The organism is Breznakiella homolactica (assembly GCF_016616095.2).
Taxonomy (GTDB): Bacteria; Spirochaetota; Spirochaetia; order Treponematales; family Breznakiellaceae; genus Breznakiella; species Breznakiella homolactica.
Window position 1 is genome coordinate 2,885,758 of sequence record NZ_CP067089.2, and the last position, 23,629, is coordinate 2,909,386.

Sequence of the window (23,629 nt, forward strand, 5' to 3'; positions counted from 1 at the left end):
CTCAAATAATAAATGTCAGTTTTCAAGATAGGAATACTGAACATTATTTCTGATTAACATTCTTTTAAATTGTTTCATTCTTTCTTTGGAGACGGAAGGGAAAGTGGGCATTTTTTTTTCTAACATCAAATACTTCTTCTCTGCCATGCGGTGTAATTCAAAATATTCAACTTTTATTGGTTTGTATTTCTGTAAGATTTTTTCAATCAGATTAATATTTTCTTCTGTTGCTGTTATTCCTTCTACTAAAGCGATTCTGAATATAATATCTTTTTTATGGGAAAAAAGCAGATCCAAATTTTGGAGAAACTGCTCTATCTCTCCTCCAAGAATCTTAAAACAAATTTCTGGATTTAATATTTTCAAATCAACAAAATATAAATCTATTTCTTCATAGACAGGAATTATTAATTCCATTGGTACAAAGAGTGAAGTTTCAGCACAAAGATGAATGTTCTGCTTACGAAGATTTCTAAGAACATCGGTAATAAGATATAATTGGTAAAATGGTTCTCCACCCGAAAAAGTTACACCGCCACCATTGTGGTAGTATAATTCATCAGACATCAACTCTTCAAACAATTCTTCAGATGTAAAAACTGTTCCAACAGGCATAATAGCATTAGCGGAACAAGCTTTTTTGAATCCGCTACTTTTTTTAAGAATAGGGCAGTTTATATCAAGCAAACATTTATTATTTTCCTTAATACAGATGGACTCATTATAGAAAAACTCTATATTAAAAGAGATATTTTCCGGATTGGCGCACCAAGGGCATCGTAAGGAACATCCTTTAAAAAAAACGGTAGTCCTGACTCCAGGACCATCATGGAAAGATGAACGTTGGATATTAGTTATGAGAATACTCATAATTTAAGGCTCGTTCGATTAATACCTCTTTATATATTTCCGGAAGGTCATTAAAATAGGCACTGAATCCCCAAACACGGACAATCAAATTTGGAAATTTATCCGGGCTATTCTTCGCTTCAATTAATGTTGAAGCAGATAAAACATTAAACTGCATTTGAAAAACACCTTGTAAAAAAGCGGCCCTCACCATTTGATGAAATGATTCATAATTATTCTGTATAAATTTTGGTGCGACCATTACATCAACAACATTTCCATTAAATCTATTTCCACTATAATCAAGTTTTGAGGCAAATGAAAACAGCGATGTATAATCAGAGGAGTTTTCACTTGAAATATGTACAGAAAAAGGATCATTCTTCCTTCTTCCATCAGGAGTCGCAGGAAAACCAATTGATTCTGAAAGATAATTTGGAGAACTGACTCCGATTTTTATTTTTCGCTTTTTATTTTCAGGGATTGATGTTAATGTTGTTTCTGATGCAAAAATGAATATATCATTTACAAGTTTAATAACATCTGGATTATCTGAACCATAATAGTTGGCATTATTTTGTAATAATTTTCTTATACTCTCTTTGTCAATAAAATCATTAATTAATATAGTGTTCAATTCTGATAATGTTATCACTTTCTCATCATATACATATTTTTTTATATTAAACAATGAATTTATTGTATTTGGCAATGCAACTGTGGTAAACCCATAATTATTATAGACAGCTCCACCATCAGCGATATCAAGACGATTCTCTAAACAATTTCCGGTAAAAAGTGAAAGCAATGGGGCTTTTTCCCATTCCATGGAAAATGCTTCTTGTACTAATTTTTCACAATAAAGAGCAAGTGTATTTTTATATACATCAATAAAATCAGAAAAAGTTTCTAGTGAAGGATAAGAATTCAAAACATCCACCAATGGCCGAGCAAAATTGATGGATTTTAAATTATTGGCATCCGAAGATTTACCAATAATGAACGGTTCCCAGCAAGCCGAAGTCCCATATTCAAAACAATCAGAATAATCATATCCAAATTCTTGTAACAACGGAATGATAATATCATCATTGGAAAATAGTGGATATCCTATACCAGTCTGAATACATCCCATGCAATCATTTGAAAGTGCCATTGGCCAATTCTTTGATATTCGGACCAATAACTTAGGATCAGGAAGGTGTAATTCTTTCGTCGCCTGTATAAAAAAGTGGGTTATATCGTTACAAATATATGTACCGTCTTCCTGAAGGCCACCCAAAATAACTATTTGACCAGTGTCTCCTAAAAAAGAACTGCTTTTATAAATATAGTCGCGGTGCAAAACTTTAATAAAATCTTTTATCAAAAGAAAAGCCTTATCAGAACTGAGTGATCCACTACTTAAATCATGATAATAATATGGTGAAAGGATTTTATCTAAATGGCCCAAACCTATTAATCTATGCCCTTCCTGCCACATAAATTGGTTTATTAATAATATTCTTTGTAATGCTTCAAAGAAGGTTTCAGCTTTATTCGTTTTAATGCGCTTCAATGCTGATATTTTTTCTTCATTTTCTCTGGATTTCTTGATTAAAAGAGCTAAACATCGGTCGATATATTTCTCGATATCATTCAGTACAACAACCATTTTATCGCTAAGGTTTTTCTTTTTAAGGTCCTGTATGGAATTATGCAACAACATTGTGTAATCTGGTGTTAAATTGCCAAATACAGAGTGCTCATAAAGTATGATGGTTTTTGTATCAATAGAGTAAAAGAAAGGCGTTCCTGTATTTTCAATAATCCGGATCTTCCTTAATAATTTACTAGTACGCTTATATTCGTCACGGCTTGATATGAAAGTGTATGAAAAGTATGTTTTAAGAAAAAAAATAATTTTATTTATTCTCAAAGTGGTATTACTTAAAGTCTTGCTTTTTTCATTTATAAAATAGTAAACCGCATTTTTATAAAAAGCAAAACTTCTTAAAAAGGGAAGAGACTTTAACCATGATTTAAATCTTAAATTCATCTTATATCTTTTTTCAAGGCTTTATTCAAAGTGGATAAAACAAATTCGTCTCTTAAAACGAATAAGAAAATAACATAGAATACAACCCCGGAAATAATCATAATAGCCAATCCAGCTATATTCAAAGGAAGCAAACTATTCAACAGCTTCAAAATCACTAATATAAAGAATGATGCAGCAAAATACTTCCATGATCCTTTTATTAATTTCTTAAAACTGAATATTTTTCGAATATAAATAAATTGCATGATGGTAATAACGCTTTCTGCGATTACAGAAGCGATTGCAGCTCCCATGGCCTTAAACCTAGGAATTAAAAAGAAATTAAATAAAATGTTAATTATCGCTCCGGAAGTTACAGTTATAGTAAAAATATTCTCCTTTTTTAAAGGAATAAGATACTGTATGCCAGTAACATTATTTAGACCAATTATTAAGAAAAGACAACTTAATATTTGAAGCAATATTATTGAATTTTCATAACCTTCTCCAAAAAATATCGGTACAAAACGTGATGCAATATTCTGTATCCCGATCATCATTGGAAGTGATACTAAAAGTACAAAAGAAAAAGATCTGATAAGATATGCCCGGATTTCTTCATGCTTATTATTAGCGTTTAAATTCGAAATACGAGGGGTCATGACTGTACCTAATGATGTTACAATCACCATCAAGAGTCGGATAATTTTTATTGCCTGTTCATAATAACCATTCTCTAAAGAAGATTTTGTAATAAAACCTATCATAGTTTTATCGAGTACAGTATAAATTTGCATTGCAATCTGAGGAACGAATAGGTACAGTATTTTTCTTAAATGCTTGAATGGTTTAATCTTTTTTAGATTAATGTTTTGTTTAAAAATATCTTTAATTACAGAAGGAAATAAAAAGAAACTAGTAAGAAAACTGCACCCGACGATAATCCAAATATATTTATAAAGGTCATGTGAATTCTTAACAAAGAGGAATACTAAAACAATCCCTAACAAACGGATAGATATGTTTCTTATAGAAAGAATTTTAAATTTTTCTTGTCCTTGGTAATACCAGGCTATATCAAAAATTACAGAAATAATTTCTAGACTTTGAATTAATAAAAATACTTTATATTCAGGTAACAACTGAATAAAAAGAAAAAAAAGAAGAACACTGATCGATACGGTAACTAAACGAAGTAAAATTATCTCACAAGCTACTTCTGCTTTTTTCTTTTGATCATCCCGATGATAAGCTATTTCCCGTTGTCCATATAAATTACTCCCCAATAATCCAAATAAAATAAAATACGAAGCAATAGATGCAGTAAAACTGTAAATTCCAATTCCTTCAGGTGTAAGAATCCTCGATACGTATGGGACTGTAATTATTGGTGCAATTATTAATAGTATTTGATAACTGAGATTATAAAAATAATTTTTCTTAATAGATATTGCGGACACGGCCTTTCCTAATTAAAAGGAATATTTAACTCTCGCGGAAAAAGAGCAGTTAAATCTATGGGTTGAATCCCCATTTGATTTCCCATTATATAATGGATTATGTTCATCTTCAAAAACAAACTGTCCGAAAACGGATAAATTCTCAGTGATGTAATACAAACCGGAAATTCCAAAATCAAGAAGCAGTCTAATATTCCGTTCAGCAACAAATATATTATTTTTAAAGTCCTCAGGATAAGCTTTTGAATCAATAAACATTGTGTAATCGAGGTCAGGATTCCTTCGCTGGAAGAATATCTGGCCATATCCTTTTGGGTAATACAGCTTAAATCCAATATACTGGCTGTTTCCACCCGTTCCGATACCGGCTCCCAGCCATTGTCCACGATTGGTATGACCTTGTGTTATTATGTGATGTGCATAAAAAGTTGAGGACCAGCTTATCAACCTATCATAATCTTGGGAACATTCCAGACTGGTAACTTCTAAAAGGATCTCACCTTTAAAACGATCGGAAATGTTCAGGGATTTTTTTATTCCAATGGTATAACCTGCTGTATGAAAAGGGTATCGGAGTACATAGTCTAAACTCGGGCTGAAATCATTCCGCCCCCATTCAAGATAAATATTTAATCCTGCAGCAGGTAAAAGATAATCCAGAACAATCGATGCCCTCTGGTCACTTTCATCCGACCCTGCACCCGTATCCATAAACGGCCACAGCAGGGTAAAGATATCAGATGCATCCATATTATCCCACTTTGAAAGCATAATCCGGTTTAATCCGATAGTTAGCCCGGGAAGGAAAGGCACTCCATAAGCAATTGAGAAACCAGTAATCAAATTATGGTCATTCGAGGAATCGTTATCAAAATAATCGGACTCACTGAGATATCCCCACCACGCGCGGGTTTCAATATCACCCCAATGGATCCCTAAGAAATCTATGGATTGTTTTCTCAACCCGATATCCAATTTGGGATATGAAGCGGCGTTATTTGAGTGTATAATAGGATTGATCTGCGCAGGGCCAAGCCAAATCGGCTGGGTTCCGAATCCGACCGTAAGTGTTTTCCAAGAATACCGTATCTCGGAATCTCCCCAGTCAAATGTAAAGAAAGGTTCATCCCCGAAGCGCTGGGGAGCATCGATGCTTGATACCCCATAATATCCATACATTTCTGCTTTGTCAGTATAGTTAGCTCCAGAATAATTAGGTTTCATGTAATCAAATGACAAATTCTGGCTGAAGCTTATCTGTGGCTTAAAGGTCGCTTCAATACCATAGGCTTCAAACCGGACACCGGCGGTCAGGCTGGAGTTAAATCCTTTTCCCTGCCATAAAGCGCCGTCATTCTGGCCATAGGGAGCGGCAGTGTTAACGGACATAAAAAGTTCCGGGCCGTATATACGGGTATCAATAACGTTGAAAAACCGGTGTGTTTTTCCTAGATTGTTTTCCTGCCAGATATGGGTAACACCTGGTTCTATATTCCATATGGAATCGGAAAGTGTTCTGTAATTCAGAGTCGGCCGTTCGACTTTACCCTGCAGAGCAAGGAAATCGTAATACTGTTCCGTCTGTGATACCAGGGCTTCCTGGGATACGGCTATTGCTGCAGGTATCAGCAATAAAAAGAGAAAGCAAAACTTTTTCATGTTTAAACATCCATTGATCAAATATGGTAATTAATGTTCATACCAGCCGTACCGATAGTTTCCGGAAACCTGCACCGCCAGGGTTACACCGAAGGGGCGGTTCCGTTTGTCCTCATTCTGCCGGTAATACGTTCCATCATAACTGCCGAGAGCTATATTTCCTATAAGGTACACTGTCATATTCTCAAAGGGGCTGAAACTGATACCCGGAACAAATAAGCCGGTATTTTCTTCATACCCATACAGGAAGCGTCCATAGATCCGGAAACTCTTCCAGTTTACCGGCCGCCACACAACATTCAACGCGGTATTGATACCGCCCACCAGGCTCGAAACTTCAGCTTCTTTTATATCATTTTCCGGCTCATACCAGAGCGCGTTTTTTTCACCGTTGTAGAAAAACTCGGCGTTTACGGTAAGTTTATCCGCGAGGAAATCCTGTATGAATCCGATATTGCCGGAGAGCCGGACGTTATCCCAGTTTTCATGGGAAACAGAAATCAAACCTTCGGCGTAAACTTCGGTTTTTCTAAAAAGGGTGCTTTTTACGGAAAACGCCCCATATAGCGGCAAAAGGTCGTGGTAGAAAACACTGAGATCAATATCGGCGCGCCGAAACGCAAGATTGTATTTCCCGCCGTAGCCGATTTCCTTAAAACTTGGATCACTGTTCCCGTCGTAATCCATAAACCCCCGCCGGGTCAGAGCTATAAGCTGCGCTCCCCCTATACCGATGGGAATATCCAGTTTGAACATATAGGGGTCGCCGGGACTCGTGATTACCGAAGGTATGCGAGAAAGAAGGTTGGCGAATTCATAGTTCCGGGAAATACCCCAGTTCGCAGTAAACTTTCCTGCCCTGGCAAATACCCTCTCAGAAAAATTATAATCCAGAAAAAATTCCTTGATTTCAAGATTAAGAGACGGAAAAGAAAATCCTGTTACCTGCCGGACCCGCATAGAATTTGAAATTTGGAAATCCAGGGCCAGAGCGGCGCTTGCCTCAATTCCCAGAACATAGGAGTATTCGGAATCCCGTTCCGCGTCGGCCCAGGGAACTTCGGATAAGCCCGGTGAAAAACCGCCGATAAAAGAATATGAAGCGTCGATCGAAAATCCCCGGGGCCGGAAATTGGTACGCAGCGCACTAGGTTCAGCCGGCTCGGAAGAACCCTTTTCCGGCGATGATCCATCTTCTGGAAGAGGCGGCGGTTCATCAAAAAGCGAATCAAAGTCAAATTCAAAAAGCTCTGATCCCGCTTCCTGGGAAAAAATCGCAGGACCAGAGAAGAGAAAGATGAGAAGAAAAAGAATTATGACAGGGCGGGTCATCAGCGGTTAACCGTTTCAAGGAAAGTTTTAGAGTAGACCGAATCGGGGACCTTTTCAAAAGACGGCTTTGTAATGGTGATCTGGGTTTTTTCGTTCACGAATGTTCCATTTATTGTTGCACCACGGAGGGTATCCACAAAAAGAATTCTCCGGGGAACTAAGCGGCGTCCGATCTGCTGATAGTCGGGAAAAGCCGACGTACGGAGCAGCTGGCCGGAAAGGCTGTAATCTTCCGTTTTCCGGACGAGCCCATCCTCGCTGATCCAGATTTTCATCTTGGGGTAGGTTAGTTCATCGGTTAACCCTTCCAGGGACAGAACACGGCAGTTAAAACGGCCAAGCATCTCGTCCTCCCCGGATACGATCCGGTAATCCTCCGCCAGGGTAGACCTGGTAAAGTCGGAATTGCGGGCATTGGTATTCTGGAAGCGGTCCTGGCTGCTGGTAGTGTTAAAACGCCGGCTTTCAGGATCGTAAAACCAGAGAGTCTTCCCCTGTTTAAGGTAACCTTGGCCTTTGCTGACGGTGGGCTGCATGATAACAATTACATACATGTCCTGAGAATCCCGGCGGAAAACCCCCGCTACAGTGGTGGACCGGCTCTGTCCGGGTTTATCCTGGACAATGGTATACTCCGCGGAAAAATCCGTATCGTAATAACTGGCCAGGGAGTCAGCCTGCTTGAGCAGTTCCAAGTCGCTGATTGCCCAGACAGAGGGATATATACATAGCAGCATGCCGATTATCAGTTTTATTCTCATGTTTATTTCATACCTCCGGATAACATATTCGGTAGAGGTGACCGGGAAGCCCTATATGATGGAAACCAGACAGCGGGAAAAAGGATACAAAAAACCGCGATAATATTGGTAAAGATAGTTCTGGGCATATACCGGGCCGAGAGGCGGCCTTCTTTCATAAAAATTTCAAAACTGGGAAACCATGAGAACGAAAGAAACCCCGAAAAATATATAATGATCCTGGCAAGAATAAAACCTGCCGCCAGCGAAATCACCCCTAAAAAAACCGTTTCCATGGTGAGGAGAAAACGGATATCTACTTCATAAAACCCAATGGCCCGCATGGTACCGACCTCTTTCATACGTTCATGGAGAATAAGACGGTAAGTGACCATAGCGCTAACAAAGATTATCATCAGCATCATTATGTAGAGAAAATAAGTAAGTATATCCATGGCATTCAGAAGTTCTGAAACTTCAGAAAGATAAACCGGGATGGTAAGTATCATATACTTAATTCCGGACCAGGAAAGATTGTTTTCCTGTTCCAGCTCATCCCGGTTTGAGACAAGAGGCCCCATCTGCAATTTGTCTTCAAGGGCATTCTGAAGGATTATCTTTTTTTCATCCACCCTGCTCCGGTCACTAAAGAAAAGTCCCACAGCGGAACAATCATTGTCCCCAAACCGGAGGAGCCTGTTGAGGGTTAGCCGGGAGACATACGCTTTGTAATAGCCAAAAATACTTGTATCTTCCACGATTGCCCGAACAATGAAGACCCCAGTATTTTTCTGGCCGGTTCGGGTTTCCGTCTCCAGGATCAGACTGTCACCGATTCTGGTTCCAAGCTCTTCAGCCACAGGCATAGAAAGAATGATAGAATCATCCCCCTCCAAATCATTTATTGGAGGAAATGAATAATTCAATTTCTTGAAAAATCTGGCTTCATTTTCCCAGTCTACACCGATAACGTATTTCAGACGAACAGCTTCCCCATTAAAAAATACAACACCTTTGTTTCCGGAATGAGTGCGCAACACCATCTCGGTAGGATTAAGCGCTGTTTCTTCAATGGCGCTTAAAATTGTTTCAACTCCAGCAGAATTAATATAGGCTCTCTGTAAAGAACTTTGGTCATCTCCAGTTATTACAATATCCCCAGCGTAATGGGACTGAGCGGAATTGTAAACATTCTCCGCCATACCATCCTTAAGAGCGGTGATGAAAGTGACAATGCCAAAGCCGAAGATCAGCGCCGCCGCCAGGAATAAATAGCGGCGGCGGTAGCGGTACAGATACTTAAGAGCCAGCTGAAATATTTTAAGAACTTTCATCCGTTATCCTTGCCCTACCGCAACCACTGGCTCAATATGAACAGCTGCTTCCACGGGATACAGAGACGCGAGAAATCCCAAAACCAAGGAAATCCCTAAAGAAAAAGCGGCCACTGAAGGAAGGAATTCGATGGTCAGTATTGTCCCTCCTAAAAGGGAAGCAAGCAGCGCATTCGGAATGATTATTTCCAATCGATTAACAATAGTTATGCAAAGAATCCCGGCTATAATGCCGATTACTCCCGCAAGGAACGAAAGCATACAGTTTTCTTTCAGAATAAGCCCGCGGATATACCCGTCGGACGCGCCGATGGCTCTGAGGGTTCCTATTTCTCTGGTCCTCCGGAAAACGGAAATCAGCAGTATATTTACCACCGCGATAATCCCCGCGATACTAACGAGAAAAATGCCGGCGTTAAACAGAGTCTGAATAAGCAGCACCAATATGGCGGAGTTTCCCGCGGCGATCCGCCATCCCACAGCCATGGCGCCGTAGGGTTCCAGCATTTTATTCAATCTGCTTATAACGTTCTCAGGCACTGTCCCCTGGTTAAACCGGATTATAATAAAATTCCAATCCCCGCCTTCGGGAGCAGCAATTTCTTCGGGAACGGATTCATTAAGAAATAACTGAAGGGAATCTATGGAAAAGAGATCATCCCCGGATATGGTACTTTCTCCAGTTCCCGGAAGATAATCACCGAAAAGGTCATCCAGGTCACCACCCAGTAACCCCAAGGCATCATCGCTGACCTCAACTTCCGCGGAAGCAACCTGAATTGACGCCAGAGTTCTTACCGTCTGAGGATCCAGAAGAACAATTTCTTCCATAAATTGGCCGGGATTTTCATAGGAATAAATTCCAACCAATGGAACTTCCCTGATTTTAAATCCAATGCCGCCGGCGGAAGTAAAAAGCAAGGGAATTCCTATAGAAGGCCTGGTCCCGGTTCGGGTTTCAATACGGTCCGCCCGTTCCTTTGTGATCATGGCGCCGAATTCCCCGGATCTGAGAAATTCCCCTTCCACCAAGTGAATCCCCGGAAAAATTGGGAAATATGAATCTCCATCCACTCCCGCCAGGAGAACAGGCTCCCGCAGACCTAATACATCAAGATACGCTTTGCTGGAAACCTGGCTGGTTAGTCCCTGAATCTCAGGCACTTCTGAAAGTAATTCAATAATCGCATCATAGACAGGGAGAGAGGGGATAGAAGAAAATTCATCAACAATAGGAGTATTGGCTCCAAAGAGATTCATGGTTACATCACCGGATCTTTGGATTACTGCGTCTCCGGTAATATTATCGGTAAAAGTCTTTCGGAGTCCAAACTCAGAACGGCTTAAAACACTGTTCCCGATAAAAAACAGAAAGGTTATCACAAAGATAAGAAAGATAACAACAATACTGTTTTTCTTATTTCTTATTATATTCCGAAGGGCCAAAAGCCATGTCATCGGCGCTGCTCCGATTCAATTGCGCCATCATGAAGAAAAATTACATGGTTAGCCATTTCCCATATACTGGGATCATGGGTGGAAAAAATAAAAGTTGTCCCATCTTCCTGGTTAACCCGTTTCATAAGTTCCAGTACCCGTTCGCCGTTTGTGGAATCAAGATTCGCGGTAGGCTCATCAGCTATAACAATTCTCGGATGGTTGACCAGAGACCGGGCAATAGCGACCCTCTGCTGCTGCCCGCCGGACAGTTCCGAAGGTTTATGATTCTTTCTATCAGAAAGGCCTACCTGTTCCAGAAGATGTTCAACCCATTCTTTCCGCTCGGATTTAGTTAGCATGTTTCTGCCTATAAGAAGCGGAAGTTCAACATTTTCAAATACATCCAATACCGGAAGCAGATTGAATGACTGGAAAACAAAACCGATGACTTCCTGACGCATTCGGGTTAGCTCATTTCTTTTTAATTCGGCAGTCTCTTTTTCTTCTATTATAACATTACCACTGGTTGGATGGTCAATGAGTCCCGTAATATTCATAATTGTGGTTTTTCCTGAACCAGAAGGTCCGGCAATAGCAACAAAATCACCGCTATCCAAAGATAGATTAACACCTTTCAATGCGTGAACTTCCGTTTTTCCAAGGAAATAACTTTTCCACAAATTTCGCAGTTCAACAATCATTTATTCCTACCCAAGGCAGAATAAATTTTCTTCATAGACCTAGAATCATTTTTAATATTGTTAATCGCATTTAGTATAAAAGCTATTAATAAGGTGATAATGAAAAAACCAAGAAATAAAATAACCCCTCCTTTGATATATTTTTTAGAATAACTTTCTAATACCAAGCCTAATTGTTTTATTGATGGTCCCTGAACAATTAAAACAGCTGATGATTCTTGATCGAAAATAGACTTGTAAAAAATATACCTATTGTATTCATTCTCTAAGATCTTTATGATAGAATCAGATGGATGAGAAATATTAAACATTAGTTCATAATTCAAAATATATCTATACAAGGAATTAGAAATAGATTGAAAAACTAATTCATCTCCATGTTGATGTAAAGCATATAGAAAAGCACTAACTTTTTCTTTATCCTTATCACGGAACATTATTTTTATAACATTATTTTCATTATTATTTGTATTACCAGCAACCATAGTAACAGAAAATATTTTATCTTCAGGGTTTTTTAAAGGCTTCCCATCAATATCAAGATTTTTAATAAACCTGTTTTCAATCAAAAAAACTGATCTTGCATATTGCATTTCATCAACAAAAGAAGCAACTATGTTTTTTTCAATTTCATACTCTTTAATACCAATATCAAGAAAAGAATTTATAAGAATATCAGATTGATTAAAAATAGCTACTAATTCCGTTGTCGATATGACATCAACAATAGCAGGGTTTATTGCTATAGTCATAGTGCCTTCTATATATTGATTTTTTGATGCCCTAACATATTGATTTTTTGGTATAAAGAAAAACCCACAAAAAATAAGAAGAAATAACGAAAGAGAAACGCTTACAAGTAGCACGCGGTAACGTAATAAAACAACAAAAATATCAATCAGACCGAAATCATCATTGTTATTTTCTTCTTTCATAATACCTCACAAATAAAAATCTCTCATAGTTTTTTTCTTTTAAACCCAAATTATTAACTTATAATTTACTTTTACCAACTTCATTATTTATAAAATCATTATATGCAATTCTTAATCCTTCATCAAAACTTGTTTTATTATTTATTCCCATTTTTGATGCTCGAGAAATATCAAGTAATTTTTGAGGCGTACCATTAGGTTTTGTTTTATCCCATTGAATAATACAATTGCGGTTTGGAACATCAGCATATACGATATCACGTATTTTTTCAGAAAGTCTTTTGATTGAATATTCAATACCGCTACCAAGATTAATAAAATCTCCAGCTTCATTGTTTAAATCAGATGCATTATATTTTTCCATTAAATAGACAACAGCATCAGCAAGATCAGTACTAAATAAAAACTCTCTTAATGGCGAACCATCTCCCCACAAAACAACTTTATCGGTACCAGAGATTTTTGCTTCATGAAATTTTCGAATCATTGAAGGTAATACGTGAGATTCATTAGCATCATAATTATCTCCAGGCCCATAAAGATTAGTAGGCATCACAGAAAGATAATTAGTTCCATATTGATGATTATAGGCACTACAAAGTTTAATAACACTTATTTTTGATAATGCATATGCATCATTGGTTTTTTCTAAAGGTCCGGTCAAAAGGTACTCTTCTTTCATTGGCTGTAGGGCTAATTTAGGGTAAATACAAGAAGAACCTAAATTTATCAGTTTCTTAACTTTATTTATATATGATGCATGAATTACATTAAATCCCATTAACATATTCTCATATATAAAATCACCGGGAAAATTAGAATTTGCCCAAATGCCGCCTACTTTTGCCGCTGCTAAAAAAACAAAGTCTGGTTTTTCACTTTCAAAAAAAACATTAACATCATTTTGATTAATTAGATTTAATTCTTTATGCGACCGTGTAATAATTCTTTTGTAGCCCAAAAGAGTCAATTTATTGATAATTGCACTTCCGACAAGCCCAGTATGACCAGCTACATAAATTTTAGCATTTTTATTCATATTCTTATCTCATTCAAAAAAGTTTTCTATTTTATATCCACCTTTCTGCAGGTGAACTATTTTTTGTGCATGCAAGATATCATTCTCTACCATCATTTTAACTAAATCCTGCAATTGTACTTTAGGTTTCCACCCTAATCTTTCCTTTGCTTTTGTGGGGTCACCAATTAATATATCAACTTCTGCAGGACGGAAATATCTCGGATCAATTTCCACAAGGATTTTTCCGCTTGAGGTTTCAATTCCCCTTTCATTAATACCAGAACCATCCCAGGTAATATTAATCTCTACCTCAGAAAAAGCCATGGTTATAAAATCTCTCACAGTTGTTGTTATCCCTGTAGCTATAACATAATCATCTGCCGTTTCTTGTTGAAGCATCATCCACATTACTTCTACATAATCACCAGCGTACCCCCAATCGCGTTTTGAATCAATATTTCCAATAAATAATTTTTCTTGTAATCCTAATTTTATTCTTGCTACTGCACGAGTAATTTTACGAGTTACAAAGGTTTCTCCACGAATTGGACTTTCATGATTAAATAATATTCCGTTACACGCATAAATCCCGTAACTTTCTCTATAATTTACTGTTATCCAATATGCAAATAATTTTGCACATGCATAAGGACTACGGGGATAGAATGGGGTTAATTCATCTTGAGGCAACTCCTGAACCTTGCCATAAAGTTCGGAAGTTGATGCTTGATAAAAACGGACTTTCTTATCCATCCCTAATATACGGATCGCTTCCAGGAAGCGAAGAGTTCCAAGTCCATCAACATCTGCCGTATATTCGGGAACCTCAAAGGAGACTTTAACATGGCTTTGCGCGCCAAGGTTATATATTTCATCAGGTTGTACCTGTTGTAAAATACGTACTAAATTTGATGTGTCAGTTAAATCACCATAATGAAGAAAAAAATTTTTATTATTTGCATGGGGATCTTGGTAAAGATGATCAATACGCTGTGTATTGAAACTTGAAACACGTCGTTTCACACCATGAACCTCGTACCCTTTTTTTAACAAAAACTCAGAAAGATAAGCTCCATCCTGACCAGTTATTCCTGTAATTAGTGCTTTCTTTTTAGTAGTCATGAAATAATCTCTCCTGAAATTACTTAACTTCTTATGGTTTCATATTATTCTATATCCTTTTTAAGGAAAGAAAAAATAAAATGAAATAAAAATTTAGGATAAAATAAGAGTATTCGCTTTATTACTTTTGGTTCTTTTATTATTCTATATAAAAAACGCAAATTATATTTATTTATATAGGACGGATAAAATATTTCATTCATTGAGGTCTGGTGAATAAAACCACCACATGTGTATATTACTCCTAAATACTTTTTATTAATAAATCTAACTGCGACTTCATCCTGTTTTCTCGCACCCATGCCTATTAAAATTACATCTGGTTTAATGGTATTAATAATATTTAAAATAAATCTATCATTAATATCTATAAAGCCATTACAATAAAAAACAACTTTGCTATCAGGATACTTTATACTATAAATTGAAACAAATTTAGTGAGTGATTCTTCAGTTGATCCTAAAATAAAAATCGTTTTTTTATTACGATTCATATACGCAAAGACATTAGTTGCTACAGATGTAAAATCAAAGGAGTATCGTATTATACGTTTTTTTAAAAAAATCCAAACTAATTTCTTTATAAAAAAACCATCAGAAGCAATAAAAGTAAATTTATTATAATCAATATTTGCACCAAGACTCTTTTCAAGAGTAAAGGGATTTAAAAAGGTAATATATTTTGTACCATCAGGTAAAAAATCTTTATTCGCCTCAGGCTGCTTAGCTAGAAAAATATTAAACAATTCTTTAAAAGACAAATTCATATTATTTTTTCATAAAATTACTTGATTCAAAAACCACGAATTTTTCGTAAAATACTTATGATTCCCATCTTATCCAAGAAAAAGACAAGTTTTTTATATAAAAAGTTTTTTTTATATCTTGGTATCCATGAGCCCCTATACCAGTGAATACAATATGTATTCTTAGTGGTTTTTAATTCCCCGCTTTTTTTTTCTTCATCCCATAAAAAGGGATTAAAGTACTCTGCAGGCAATAATAACAAGTCTTCTTTTTCGATAGGTATTAATTTCTCTCCCCATTCATCGAAAGCTTGCCGCATTACTACAGGCAAAGGCATCAAATTTGTTTTTGATTTTAGAATTGTAAAAACCTTATCAATAAAAATATTATTTGGAATCGCTGCTATAAAATGCCCTCCGATATTTGTGCCTTCAATACCAATAATTAAACTTGTTTCTTTTTCGAGCAATGGTCTAAAATCCTTTAAAACTTCAACATCCATATCTAAATAAATACCACCAAACTCCTTTAAAGCCCAAATCCTGACATAATCCGCAGCAAATGCCCATAATTTTTTTCTCACGAAATATTGAAAAGACTCAGAATTAATTACTTCAATTGGCAAATTCTGCATTGTCCAAAGAAAAAAATCATAATTTTTTAGATTTTTTTTCCATGATTCCAAACATTTTTTAGTTTTCAAATCATATTCAGATCCTGAAAGCCAACAGTAATGGACTTTTTCTGGTATCAATTTTTTCCCCCACGATCACGAATCTTTCGCATAAAATTTATAAAATTTGGAAATAACTTTGCTATCAAAACAGAAAAAATATTTACTATCAACCTTCCTGAGACCAATGGTAATCGGAAAAATACATGGCTAAGTTTTTTACTTTCCAGGAGAACCGTTTTTACTACTTCAAAACGAGATAAAATACTATGTTGTGCGGAAAAGGAATTTAAATTATATGAGACAGTAGCCATAATTTCGGAAAAAGAATCTTTTTTAAAATCAGGGTCTTCTAATATTTTGTATATCAAATTAAAATCGGCAGCAGATTTATATCGCGTGTCATACAAACCTATTTTTTTATAGGTGTCATTACGTATATATGTTGCTTGGTGACAAAAGCCCTTCCACAAGTTCTTTTCAGAGTAAACTTTTTTTTCAAAATCACCCCAATAGCTTTCTACATAAAATGAACAAAAAATAGCGTCAGAGTTTTTTACTGTTTCTGAATAGTCAATAAAGAGTTTTGATAAGCTAGCCTCATCGTAGAAAGTATCACCAGCATTCAGGAAAACAATCCACCTCCCTGTTGAAACTATCAAACCCTTATTCATTGCATCATATATACCATTATCTGTTTCGGAAATACCAATAGAAATAATATCTTTGTATTGTTTAAGTAAATCAGTGGTATTATCGCTGCTCTTTCCATCAATAACAATAAATTCATAATCCTTAAATGTCTGAGCTTTAATACTTAAAATCGTTTCCTGTAATCCAGAATAATCATTTCGAACAACAGTAATAATACTAACCATTTTTCCCACAAAAAACCTCTAGTTTAATCATCTTATTATGGTTTATTTTACAAAGAAAAACATGTTTTTATTGTTTTGCAATTCATTTATTGCAATCCTAAAAAAGAGAATAAAGAAAGCTGAGTACCCAATAGAACTTAAATAGGGTCGCTGTAAAAAAAGAAGGATCATAACAAAAATGAGCATTCGTTTTGAAGAGAAAAAAACAGCTATAGACATTATTAAAACACCGAAATAATAGGGTAATGAAACAAAAAGCCCATCTAAAGCAAGTCTTGTCAAAGGATTTTCACCAATTGTACCATACTCTTTAAAAACATTATCGTATCCATATGCTCCCCAAAATATTCCATTTTCGGAAAGGAAATGGAAAACAGCCTTTAATTGTATAGATCGATTATCACCAACAAAGCGTCCTGTATTAGAATTAAATTTTAGCCGTTCCAAAACAAGCGCATTTATTGCATCAAACATAACCAAAAAAAATATAATTATTGAAATAATCAATACGATATCATATAGCACTTTTGATTTAAAACTTATTCTTTTATGAATATAAAAATAAATCAAAACACTAAACAATAAATGCGCTAAAGAAAAAGTTACACATCCCAATATAAGCAGTAAAATATTTTTTTTATCTATTTTATTTAAATATAAACGCAATAGCACTATTGAAATAATAAAAAACGATAAAGCCCCGGGTTCATCATATATCCCAGAAGGACGAATAAGCTTTCCAAATCTAACATTAGAAAATGTTGTCAAATACCAATAATTAGGTCTTGTATCAGGGTTAATTATTGTCCCTGTTGGAAGGCCTCCCTTCAGGCTATAAATAAGCCCAACCCAGCAAAAAATAAGCATAACTAAAAAAAAATTACTTGCCAGATCAACAAAATCTTCCAATGTCTCATGATTTAAAATATTATGCAAAACCAAATAAGATATTAAAATGAAATTAATTATAATAAGTTTGATATCTTTATAGTAAAAGGCGGTAATTGAACAAATCATTAACATAAGCAAGATTGATAAAATTACCCATTTTTTTCCTTTGTATAAAAAGAAAAAAAATGGGCTGCTTAATATAAGGATAATTATACTTTCAGACATACCGGTTAACCCGATATAATTTAAAAATGGAGATGGTAGAATTAAAACACAAAAAAAATAAATATGCAGACTATTTTTTTTTATACTTTCTGATTGATACATACTTTTAATTTCTTTTAACCCATTCAATCATTTCGAAATGTTTGTTTATTATAGGAACAGCAGAATAATTAGAAATAGAACTAAAATCAAAAAAAAGTTTACTGGAATATAAACATTTCATTATGCCATTTTTTAAATCATCTATATCTTTATAATTCGCCAAATAACCAGTTTTTAGGTTAACAAGATCAGGAATTCCACCAATGTTAAAACCCACGACCGGGGTATGTGTAGCTAAACTTTCTAAAATAGTATTGGGAAGATTATCCGCTAAAGAAGATACACAAAACAAGTTAGCTGCATTATAAGCCAGATTAAGAGAATAGACATCGGAAAGTTTACCGAGAAAATGAGTTTTAAAAGGTAAAATTTCGGCAATAGTTTTATTATAACTACTGCCGAATATCAATACTTCAATATCATCTCTTTTTATTTTAGGATCGATAGCCAAAGCCTGTAAAGCAAGCGAAAAATACTCAAATCCTTTATATGGATTTGAAAGTGCTGAATCTGCCCCAAAAAGTATTATCTTTTTATTATATTCCAATCCAAGGCAATCACGTGAGAATAAAGTATCCACGGGCTTAAAGTTATTTTCTGGAATTATGTTAGGTATATGAAAAACTTTATTTGTTTTGGTAACAAAACTCTTTTTTATTGAATCGAACAACCACTTACTCGGTGAGATAAAAAATAAATTTTTATATTTATTAAATATTTTTGCTTTTTTCTTTTGCTGGTAGAACGAAATATCCTTTTTTCGTTTTTTCTTTATATATGGGCAGTAATTACAAACAGACTGATATTTATCACAATCAAAAGAATGATGACACCCTCCTGTTATTGGAAACATATCATGCAAAACCCAAAAAACAGGTTTTCCCGATTTCAAAATTTTTTTTAAAACCTGATAATTAATAAAGGAATCATTCACCCAATGTAAATAAATAACATTATATTTAGAAATATCAATATATTTTGTTACTTTAATTCCGAATTTAAACCTAGAAAAGCGACCTTGCTTATTACTTAGGTATATTGTACTCCAAATTTTTTCTTTCAGTCGATGATAAAGATCAAGCGGGGTAAGAGTTTTAGGTAAAGTTAATATATCCCCCTGATCTTTTATTGATTGATGCAATGCTAATAATTCAGAATCAATATTACAATTCCGCATGGCCTTATGCAGGCGATAAGCAGCAATAGCAGCACCACCAGAAATATCATTTGTATTTATATGTAATAATTTCATTTTAAAAACCCAATCGAGTTAATTATATTTATTATTTTCAATTTTTTGAGTTAGCTAAATAATCAATTACCGGCCTAATTGCAACATTGATATCACATCTTGCGAAACCATATGAACGAATGATTCGTGAAATCTCTTCACTGTTATTATTTTTGTATACTTTATTAAAATAATTAACTACAGAAATTATATCAATAGGGCTATCATCTTCAGGAACTCTAAGCAAATAAGGCCATTTATCATCAACGAAGTCAATTTTAACACTTGATATCATAGGTAGCCCATATGCAACGTATTCCCGAGACTTTAACTCACTAGATAAATAGCATTTTTTTCTATGCGCTCCTAATGAGCAGACTCCAATATCACAATGATTTGCAATTGCATCTAAATCCTTTCCAGATTTCAATCCATAAAAAAAACAGTATTGGTCCAATTTTGATTCTAAACATATATTTTTATATATTTCATATTCTTTTCCATCCCCTACAAAATGTAATTTTACAATAGTTTTTGAATTAATAATAATATCTCGAACATATATCTCTAATCCTTTTAAGATCCTATCATAGCCATGCCAAAAGGAAAATTGAGAAATAATAAGTAAATTAATTTCATTATTTTTTATTTCATTAATTCGCATTGGTATCCTGGAAAAATTCAATCCATTTGATATTTTAATCGTTGAAATATCAAAAATCTGTTCATCGCCTGAATATGTCGAAATAGCATTGACATATCTTTTTATTTTTTTCCTAATCAGTTTATCTATTAATAAAAATATCTGTGATTTTAAATCTGTTCTTCTGTATTCATCATCATACGGATAAGTGGGGATTTCTAAAATTATTAGAATTTTTTTTTCTGCTATTTTTTTTAATAAATTCAAAAAGGGGAATGTTAAAAGCCAATATCTAATATAGAAAAAATCACAGTTGTAGTAAGAGTTCGGAATATTCTTTGTATATTCTTTTTTATTTAGTAGCAAGTTTATTTTTCTAAATCCTTTTTTTTGAGGTAAAAAATCAGCAATATTTAAAACTGAAATATCTATTTCATGGTTTTTAAATGCATCAATCTGATCTAATACTTTTTTATAAACACCATTATTTTTATTTTTATGAAAAGATTTTTCAAAAAACACAAGATAATATCCCGTCATAGTTTAAAAACCTTTCCATCTTCAATCGCTACACTTTTAACACAATTACGCATGTCAACAACAAGGCTGGCGTTTTTAACAATATAATCCACATCAAACACCTTATGATTTGTGGTAAATACAACACAGTCAGCATTCTGAATTACTTTATCTGAGAGTTCTACACTATTATATTGGTTACCGGCCTTATCTTTTATGTAAGACACATAAGGGTCATGGTATTTGATGATGGCCCCCTTTCTTGCTACCTGTTCTATTACAAGTAGAGCAGGACTTTCACGGGCATCATCAATATCAGGTTTATAAGCCACTCCCAAAAAAAGAATAGTGGATCCGTTCATAGGTTTTTTGTGCCGGTTAAGAGCATAAGAAATTTTATTCATCATTCGATATGGCATCAGGTCATTAATTGCCCCTGCGGTATGAATCATTGATAAATTAAAATTATAGTTTTTTGCAATATATTCAAGATAAAAAGGATCGAGAGGGATGCAATGACCACCAATACCTGGACCGGGGTAAAATGCCTGAAATCCGTAAGGCTTTGTTTTTGCAGCCTCAATCACTTCCCAGATATTTATATCCATTTTGCCAGAAAGAAGTGCAAGCTCATTAATCAGAGATATATTTATTAATCTATATGTATTCTCAAGTATCTTAACCATTTCAGCAACACGAGGAGAAGAAACAGCATGAAGATGCTGTATTGCAATTCCATATATAGCCAGAGCAATGTTCTGAGCCTCCAAGCCAAGAGCACCGACAACTTTTGGAGTATTTTCAGTCTTATAATCCTGATTGCCCGGATCAACCCGCTCAGGACTAAAACAAAGCCAGAAATCTTTTCCTTCGATCAAAGAAGATTCGCGCTCAACTATAGGCTTCATAAAAGTTTCTGTAGTTGTCGGATAAGTAGTGCTTTCCAAACTGATAAAAGTCCCAGGCTTCATATTTCTGCCAATATCGATACAGGATTCTTCAATATACTTCATATCGGGTTTCTTGAATTTATCTAGCGGCGTCGGAACACAGATAAAAAGAGCGTCACACTCTCTGATTCTTAAAAAATCAGTAGTAGCAGACAATTTTTTTGTCTCTTTTACGACTACCTCAAAATCCCGATTATTTACATCACCGATATAGTTTTTTGCAAGATTAACTGCTTCTGCTTTTTTTTCGCTTTTTTCAAATCCGATAACATGAATATTTTTACAGGCAAAAGTAACAGCCAAAGGTAATCCTACATATCCGAGCCCTAGTACACCAACTTTTATTGTTCTATCACTGATTTTTTCCATTATTACATCATAACTTGTCATATTGTATCCTTCAGTTTTCAAGAAATAATTAACATAACCACCTGTTACAGATTTTAAATCACACTGCATATTCTACAAATCAAGTTTTTGCTACTTATCATACTTTCAACAGAATGTGAATCACTTCCAATCCAAACTTTAAGTCCGGGACTCTGCCAGAATGATTCTGTTACACAATCATTATACTTACTTGTATTGTATTCTAGATATTTCCCCTCACTAAGAGCGGCAGACTTGAGGCGGGTACAGAATTCTCTTGAAAAAAAGGCGGAAAAAAACTGATTTTGCCCCAAAGAAAATGGATGTGCAAGAACATCAACAAGGGGGTTTTTCATCACATTTAGCATTGCAGATTCTACAGAGGTCAAAACCCTATCCTTATTATTTTGAGTTATTTCGGCGGTTCGAAAATATTCATCGTTACCCAATGGGATACGGTGAATGGCAGCAAGAATAATTTTTAACCGGTCCCGATATTGCGGGTTGAAATCAATTTCCCCATCAGGATTTATTATTTTTGCTTCAGCTCCAATATCAATTACAAGGTAATCAGAAAACTCTTTTTGTAATTGCTCAATTTCAAGAATATATGTTTCAATCCAAGAGGAGCTTCTTCGGATATGATCAGTAAATGTTATCTGTCTATATCCAAGCTGTACAGCCGTTTCTGCCATAGACCTAAGTGTATTATGTCCATCAGAAAAAAGGGTATGTAAATGATTGTCCATTAGCATCAAAATACACCTCCTCCCAATATCGGCACATGCGAATTCCCCACTGCGGCTCAACTTGAGGAACTTTCTGTCCCGAGCACAGGAGTATACCATAATAAGGAAGATTTACACCTGCAGCAACAGAAATAACAATCGATCCCTGCAACCTGGGATTTATTTCCAATATCTGTGGAAGTCCATTAATATCTTGCTTAAACTGAATACCGATGTTTCCATTCAATTTAAACATGCGGCATATCCTCTCAGAAAAATCTATAATAGAAGGTTCCTGTACTGTAGTAGCATCAATACTTATGCCACCATTCATCCGATTTCTCAACCGTGGGATACAATACAAAAGCGATCCATTATCCACAAGGCAATCAACACTCCACTCCGGCCCAGGAAGATACTCCATTACAACAAGATTAGGAAGCACGCGATCAATAAATAAATTTATTGCTGATTCATAATGAATATAAGCAGTATTTGGTTTTTCTTCAAAAAGAAGCCTGAACTCATCTATATCACGAGATAACACACGGAAACCTCTACTTCCATTTGACAAAGCAGGTTTAAAACATACGGTTTTTTCGGGATAGCCGAGCTTTTCACAGGCTTTTTCAAACTGATCAACATCATTGCATAAATAAAACTCCGGTGTCTGCAGTCCATTTCTTTGTAATGTTGCGAGCAGCTTGTATTTATCATTAATAATATGAAGGATTTTAGCATCCTGAACACAAATATTTATTCCCAGTTTATAAAAATTGTGTTTATTTGCGGCAAATAGAGATAATTCTCTTGTTACAAGAGGAATAATTATATCTATAGATTCCTTCTCACATATATTTTTTATTTCTGAAATAAATTTTTGGTCACCTGCCCCAGGCACTGTATAAAATTTATCTGCCAAAACCTGACCATATGCATATGGGTTAATGTCAACACAGGTAATCTGTATTTCAGGATTTCCATTTCGCAGACACTTAATAATTCCCGCAGCGCCTGGAGCTCCTCCGCCGGTCAATAAAATATTCATATCCACTCCTTG

The 23,629-nt window shown here is 35.2% G+C and carries 21 protein-coding genes; all 21 read right to left on the reverse strand.

Annotated features, from left to right (window positions below; genetic code table 11):
- Positions 1-15: 15 nt before the first annotated feature.
- The 21 genes from JFL75_RS13040 to JFL75_RS13140 all read right to left on the reverse strand — a co-directional run bounded on the left by JFL75_RS13040 (position 16) and on the right by JFL75_RS13140 (position 23,617).
- Positions 16-870, reverse strand: coding sequence for a glycyl-radical enzyme activating protein (locus tag JFL75_RS13040; protein WP_215627109.1), 855 nt, complete (start codon positions 868-870; stop codon positions 16-18).
- Complete coding sequence (locus JFL75_RS13045; protein ID WP_215627110.1) at positions 851-2,887, reverse strand: pyruvate formate lyase family protein; 2,037 nt, start codon at positions 2,885-2,887, stop codon at positions 851-853. The genes JFL75_RS13040 and JFL75_RS13045 overlap by 20 nt, the downstream gene beginning before the upstream one ends.
- Positions 2,884-4,329: a flippase gene (locus tag JFL75_RS13050; protein WP_215627111.1), complete on the reverse strand. Its 1,446-nt coding sequence runs from the start codon at positions 4,327-4,329 to the stop codon at positions 2,884-2,886. Before JFL75_RS13050 ends, JFL75_RS13045 begins: the two co-directional genes overlap by 4 nt.
- A gap of 12 nt (positions 4,330-4,341) precedes the next feature.
- Positions 4,342-5,988, reverse strand: a complete 1,647-nt coding sequence (locus JFL75_RS13055) for a capsule assembly Wzi family protein (protein ID WP_215627112.1) — start codon at positions 5,986-5,988, stop codon at positions 4,342-4,344.
- A gap of 30 nt (positions 5,989-6,018) precedes the next feature.
- Complete coding sequence (locus JFL75_RS13060; protein WP_215627113.1) at positions 6,019-7,320, reverse strand: hypothetical protein; 1,302 nt, start codon at positions 7,318-7,320, stop codon at positions 6,019-6,021.
- Positions 7,320-8,081 (reverse strand): outer membrane lipoprotein-sorting protein, encoded by a 762-nt coding sequence (locus tag JFL75_RS13065; RefSeq protein ID WP_215627114.1) that lies wholly within the window; start codon positions 8,079-8,081, stop codon positions 7,320-7,322. Before JFL75_RS13065 ends, JFL75_RS13060 begins: the two co-directional genes overlap by 1 nt.
- 2 nt (positions 8,082-8,083) lie before the next feature.
- Positions 8,084-9,394 (reverse strand): ABC transporter permease, encoded by a 1,311-nt coding sequence (locus JFL75_RS13070; protein ID WP_215627115.1) that lies wholly within the window; start codon positions 9,392-9,394, stop codon positions 8,084-8,086.
- Positions 9,395-9,397: 3 nt separating this feature from the next.
- Positions 9,398-10,654, reverse strand: coding sequence for an ABC transporter permease (locus JFL75_RS13075; protein ID WP_215627116.1), 1,257 nt, complete (start codon positions 10,652-10,654; stop codon positions 9,398-9,400).
- 194 nt (positions 10,655-10,848) lie between these two features.
- Positions 10,849-11,535: an ABC transporter ATP-binding protein gene (locus JFL75_RS13080; protein ID WP_215627117.1), complete on the reverse strand. Its 687-nt coding sequence runs from the start codon at positions 11,533-11,535 to the stop codon at positions 10,849-10,851.
- Positions 11,532-12,470, reverse strand: coding sequence for a hypothetical protein (locus tag JFL75_RS13085; protein WP_215627118.1), 939 nt, complete (start codon positions 12,468-12,470; stop codon positions 11,532-11,534). Before JFL75_RS13085 ends, JFL75_RS13080 begins: the two co-directional genes overlap by 4 nt.
- Positions 12,471-12,528: 58 nt before the next feature.
- Complete coding sequence (locus tag JFL75_RS13090) at positions 12,529-13,509, reverse strand: GDP-L-fucose synthase family protein (protein WP_215627119.1); 981 nt, start codon at positions 13,507-13,509, stop codon at positions 12,529-12,531.
- Positions 13,510-13,518: 9 nt separating this feature from the next.
- A complete protein-coding gene (gene gmd / locus JFL75_RS13095; protein ID WP_215627120.1) occupies positions 13,519-14,613 on the reverse strand; it encodes a GDP-mannose 4,6-dehydratase in 1,095 nt (364 codons plus the stop codon).
- 44 nt (positions 14,614-14,657) lie between these two features.
- On the reverse strand, positions 14,658-15,380 hold the full coding sequence (locus JFL75_RS13100; RefSeq protein ID WP_215627121.1) for a WecB/TagA/CpsF family glycosyltransferase: 723 nt from the start codon (positions 15,378-15,380) through the stop codon (positions 14,658-14,660).
- Between the two features lie 26 nt (positions 15,381-15,406).
- Entirely contained in the window at positions 15,407-16,114 is a 708-nt protein-coding gene (locus JFL75_RS13105) for a glycosyltransferase family 32 protein (RefSeq protein WP_215627122.1), read from the reverse strand.
- A complete protein-coding gene (locus tag JFL75_RS13110; protein WP_223292843.1) occupies positions 16,111-16,911 on the reverse strand; it encodes a glycosyltransferase in 801 nt (266 codons plus the stop codon). Before JFL75_RS13110 ends, JFL75_RS13105 begins: the two co-directional genes overlap by 4 nt.
- Before the next feature lie 42 nt (positions 16,912-16,953).
- Entirely contained in the window at positions 16,954-18,129 is a 1,176-nt protein-coding gene (locus tag JFL75_RS13115) for a hypothetical protein (protein ID WP_215627124.1), read from the reverse strand.
- Between the two features lie 4 nt (positions 18,130-18,133).
- Entirely contained in the window at positions 18,134-19,381 is a 1,248-nt protein-coding gene (locus JFL75_RS13120) for a glycosyltransferase (protein WP_215627125.1), read from the reverse strand.
- Positions 19,382-19,418: 37 nt separating this feature from the next.
- Positions 19,419-20,525: a glycosyltransferase family protein gene (locus JFL75_RS13125; RefSeq protein WP_215627126.1), complete on the reverse strand. Its 1,107-nt coding sequence runs from the start codon at positions 20,523-20,525 to the stop codon at positions 19,419-19,421.
- 14 nt (positions 20,526-20,539) lie between these two features.
- Positions 20,540-21,862: a nucleotide sugar dehydrogenase gene (locus JFL75_RS13130; protein WP_215627127.1), complete on the reverse strand. Its 1,323-nt coding sequence runs from the start codon at positions 21,860-21,862 to the stop codon at positions 20,540-20,542.
- A gap of 53 nt (positions 21,863-21,915) precedes the next feature.
- Positions 21,916-22,596: a PHP domain-containing protein gene (locus JFL75_RS13135; RefSeq protein ID WP_215627128.1), complete on the reverse strand. Its 681-nt coding sequence runs from the start codon at positions 22,594-22,596 to the stop codon at positions 21,916-21,918.
- Positions 22,559-23,617 (reverse strand): ATP-grasp domain-containing protein, encoded by a 1,059-nt coding sequence (locus JFL75_RS13140; RefSeq protein WP_215627129.1) that lies wholly within the window; start codon positions 23,615-23,617, stop codon positions 22,559-22,561. Before JFL75_RS13140 ends, JFL75_RS13135 begins: the two co-directional genes overlap by 38 nt.
- Positions 23,618-23,629: the final 12 nt, after the last annotated feature.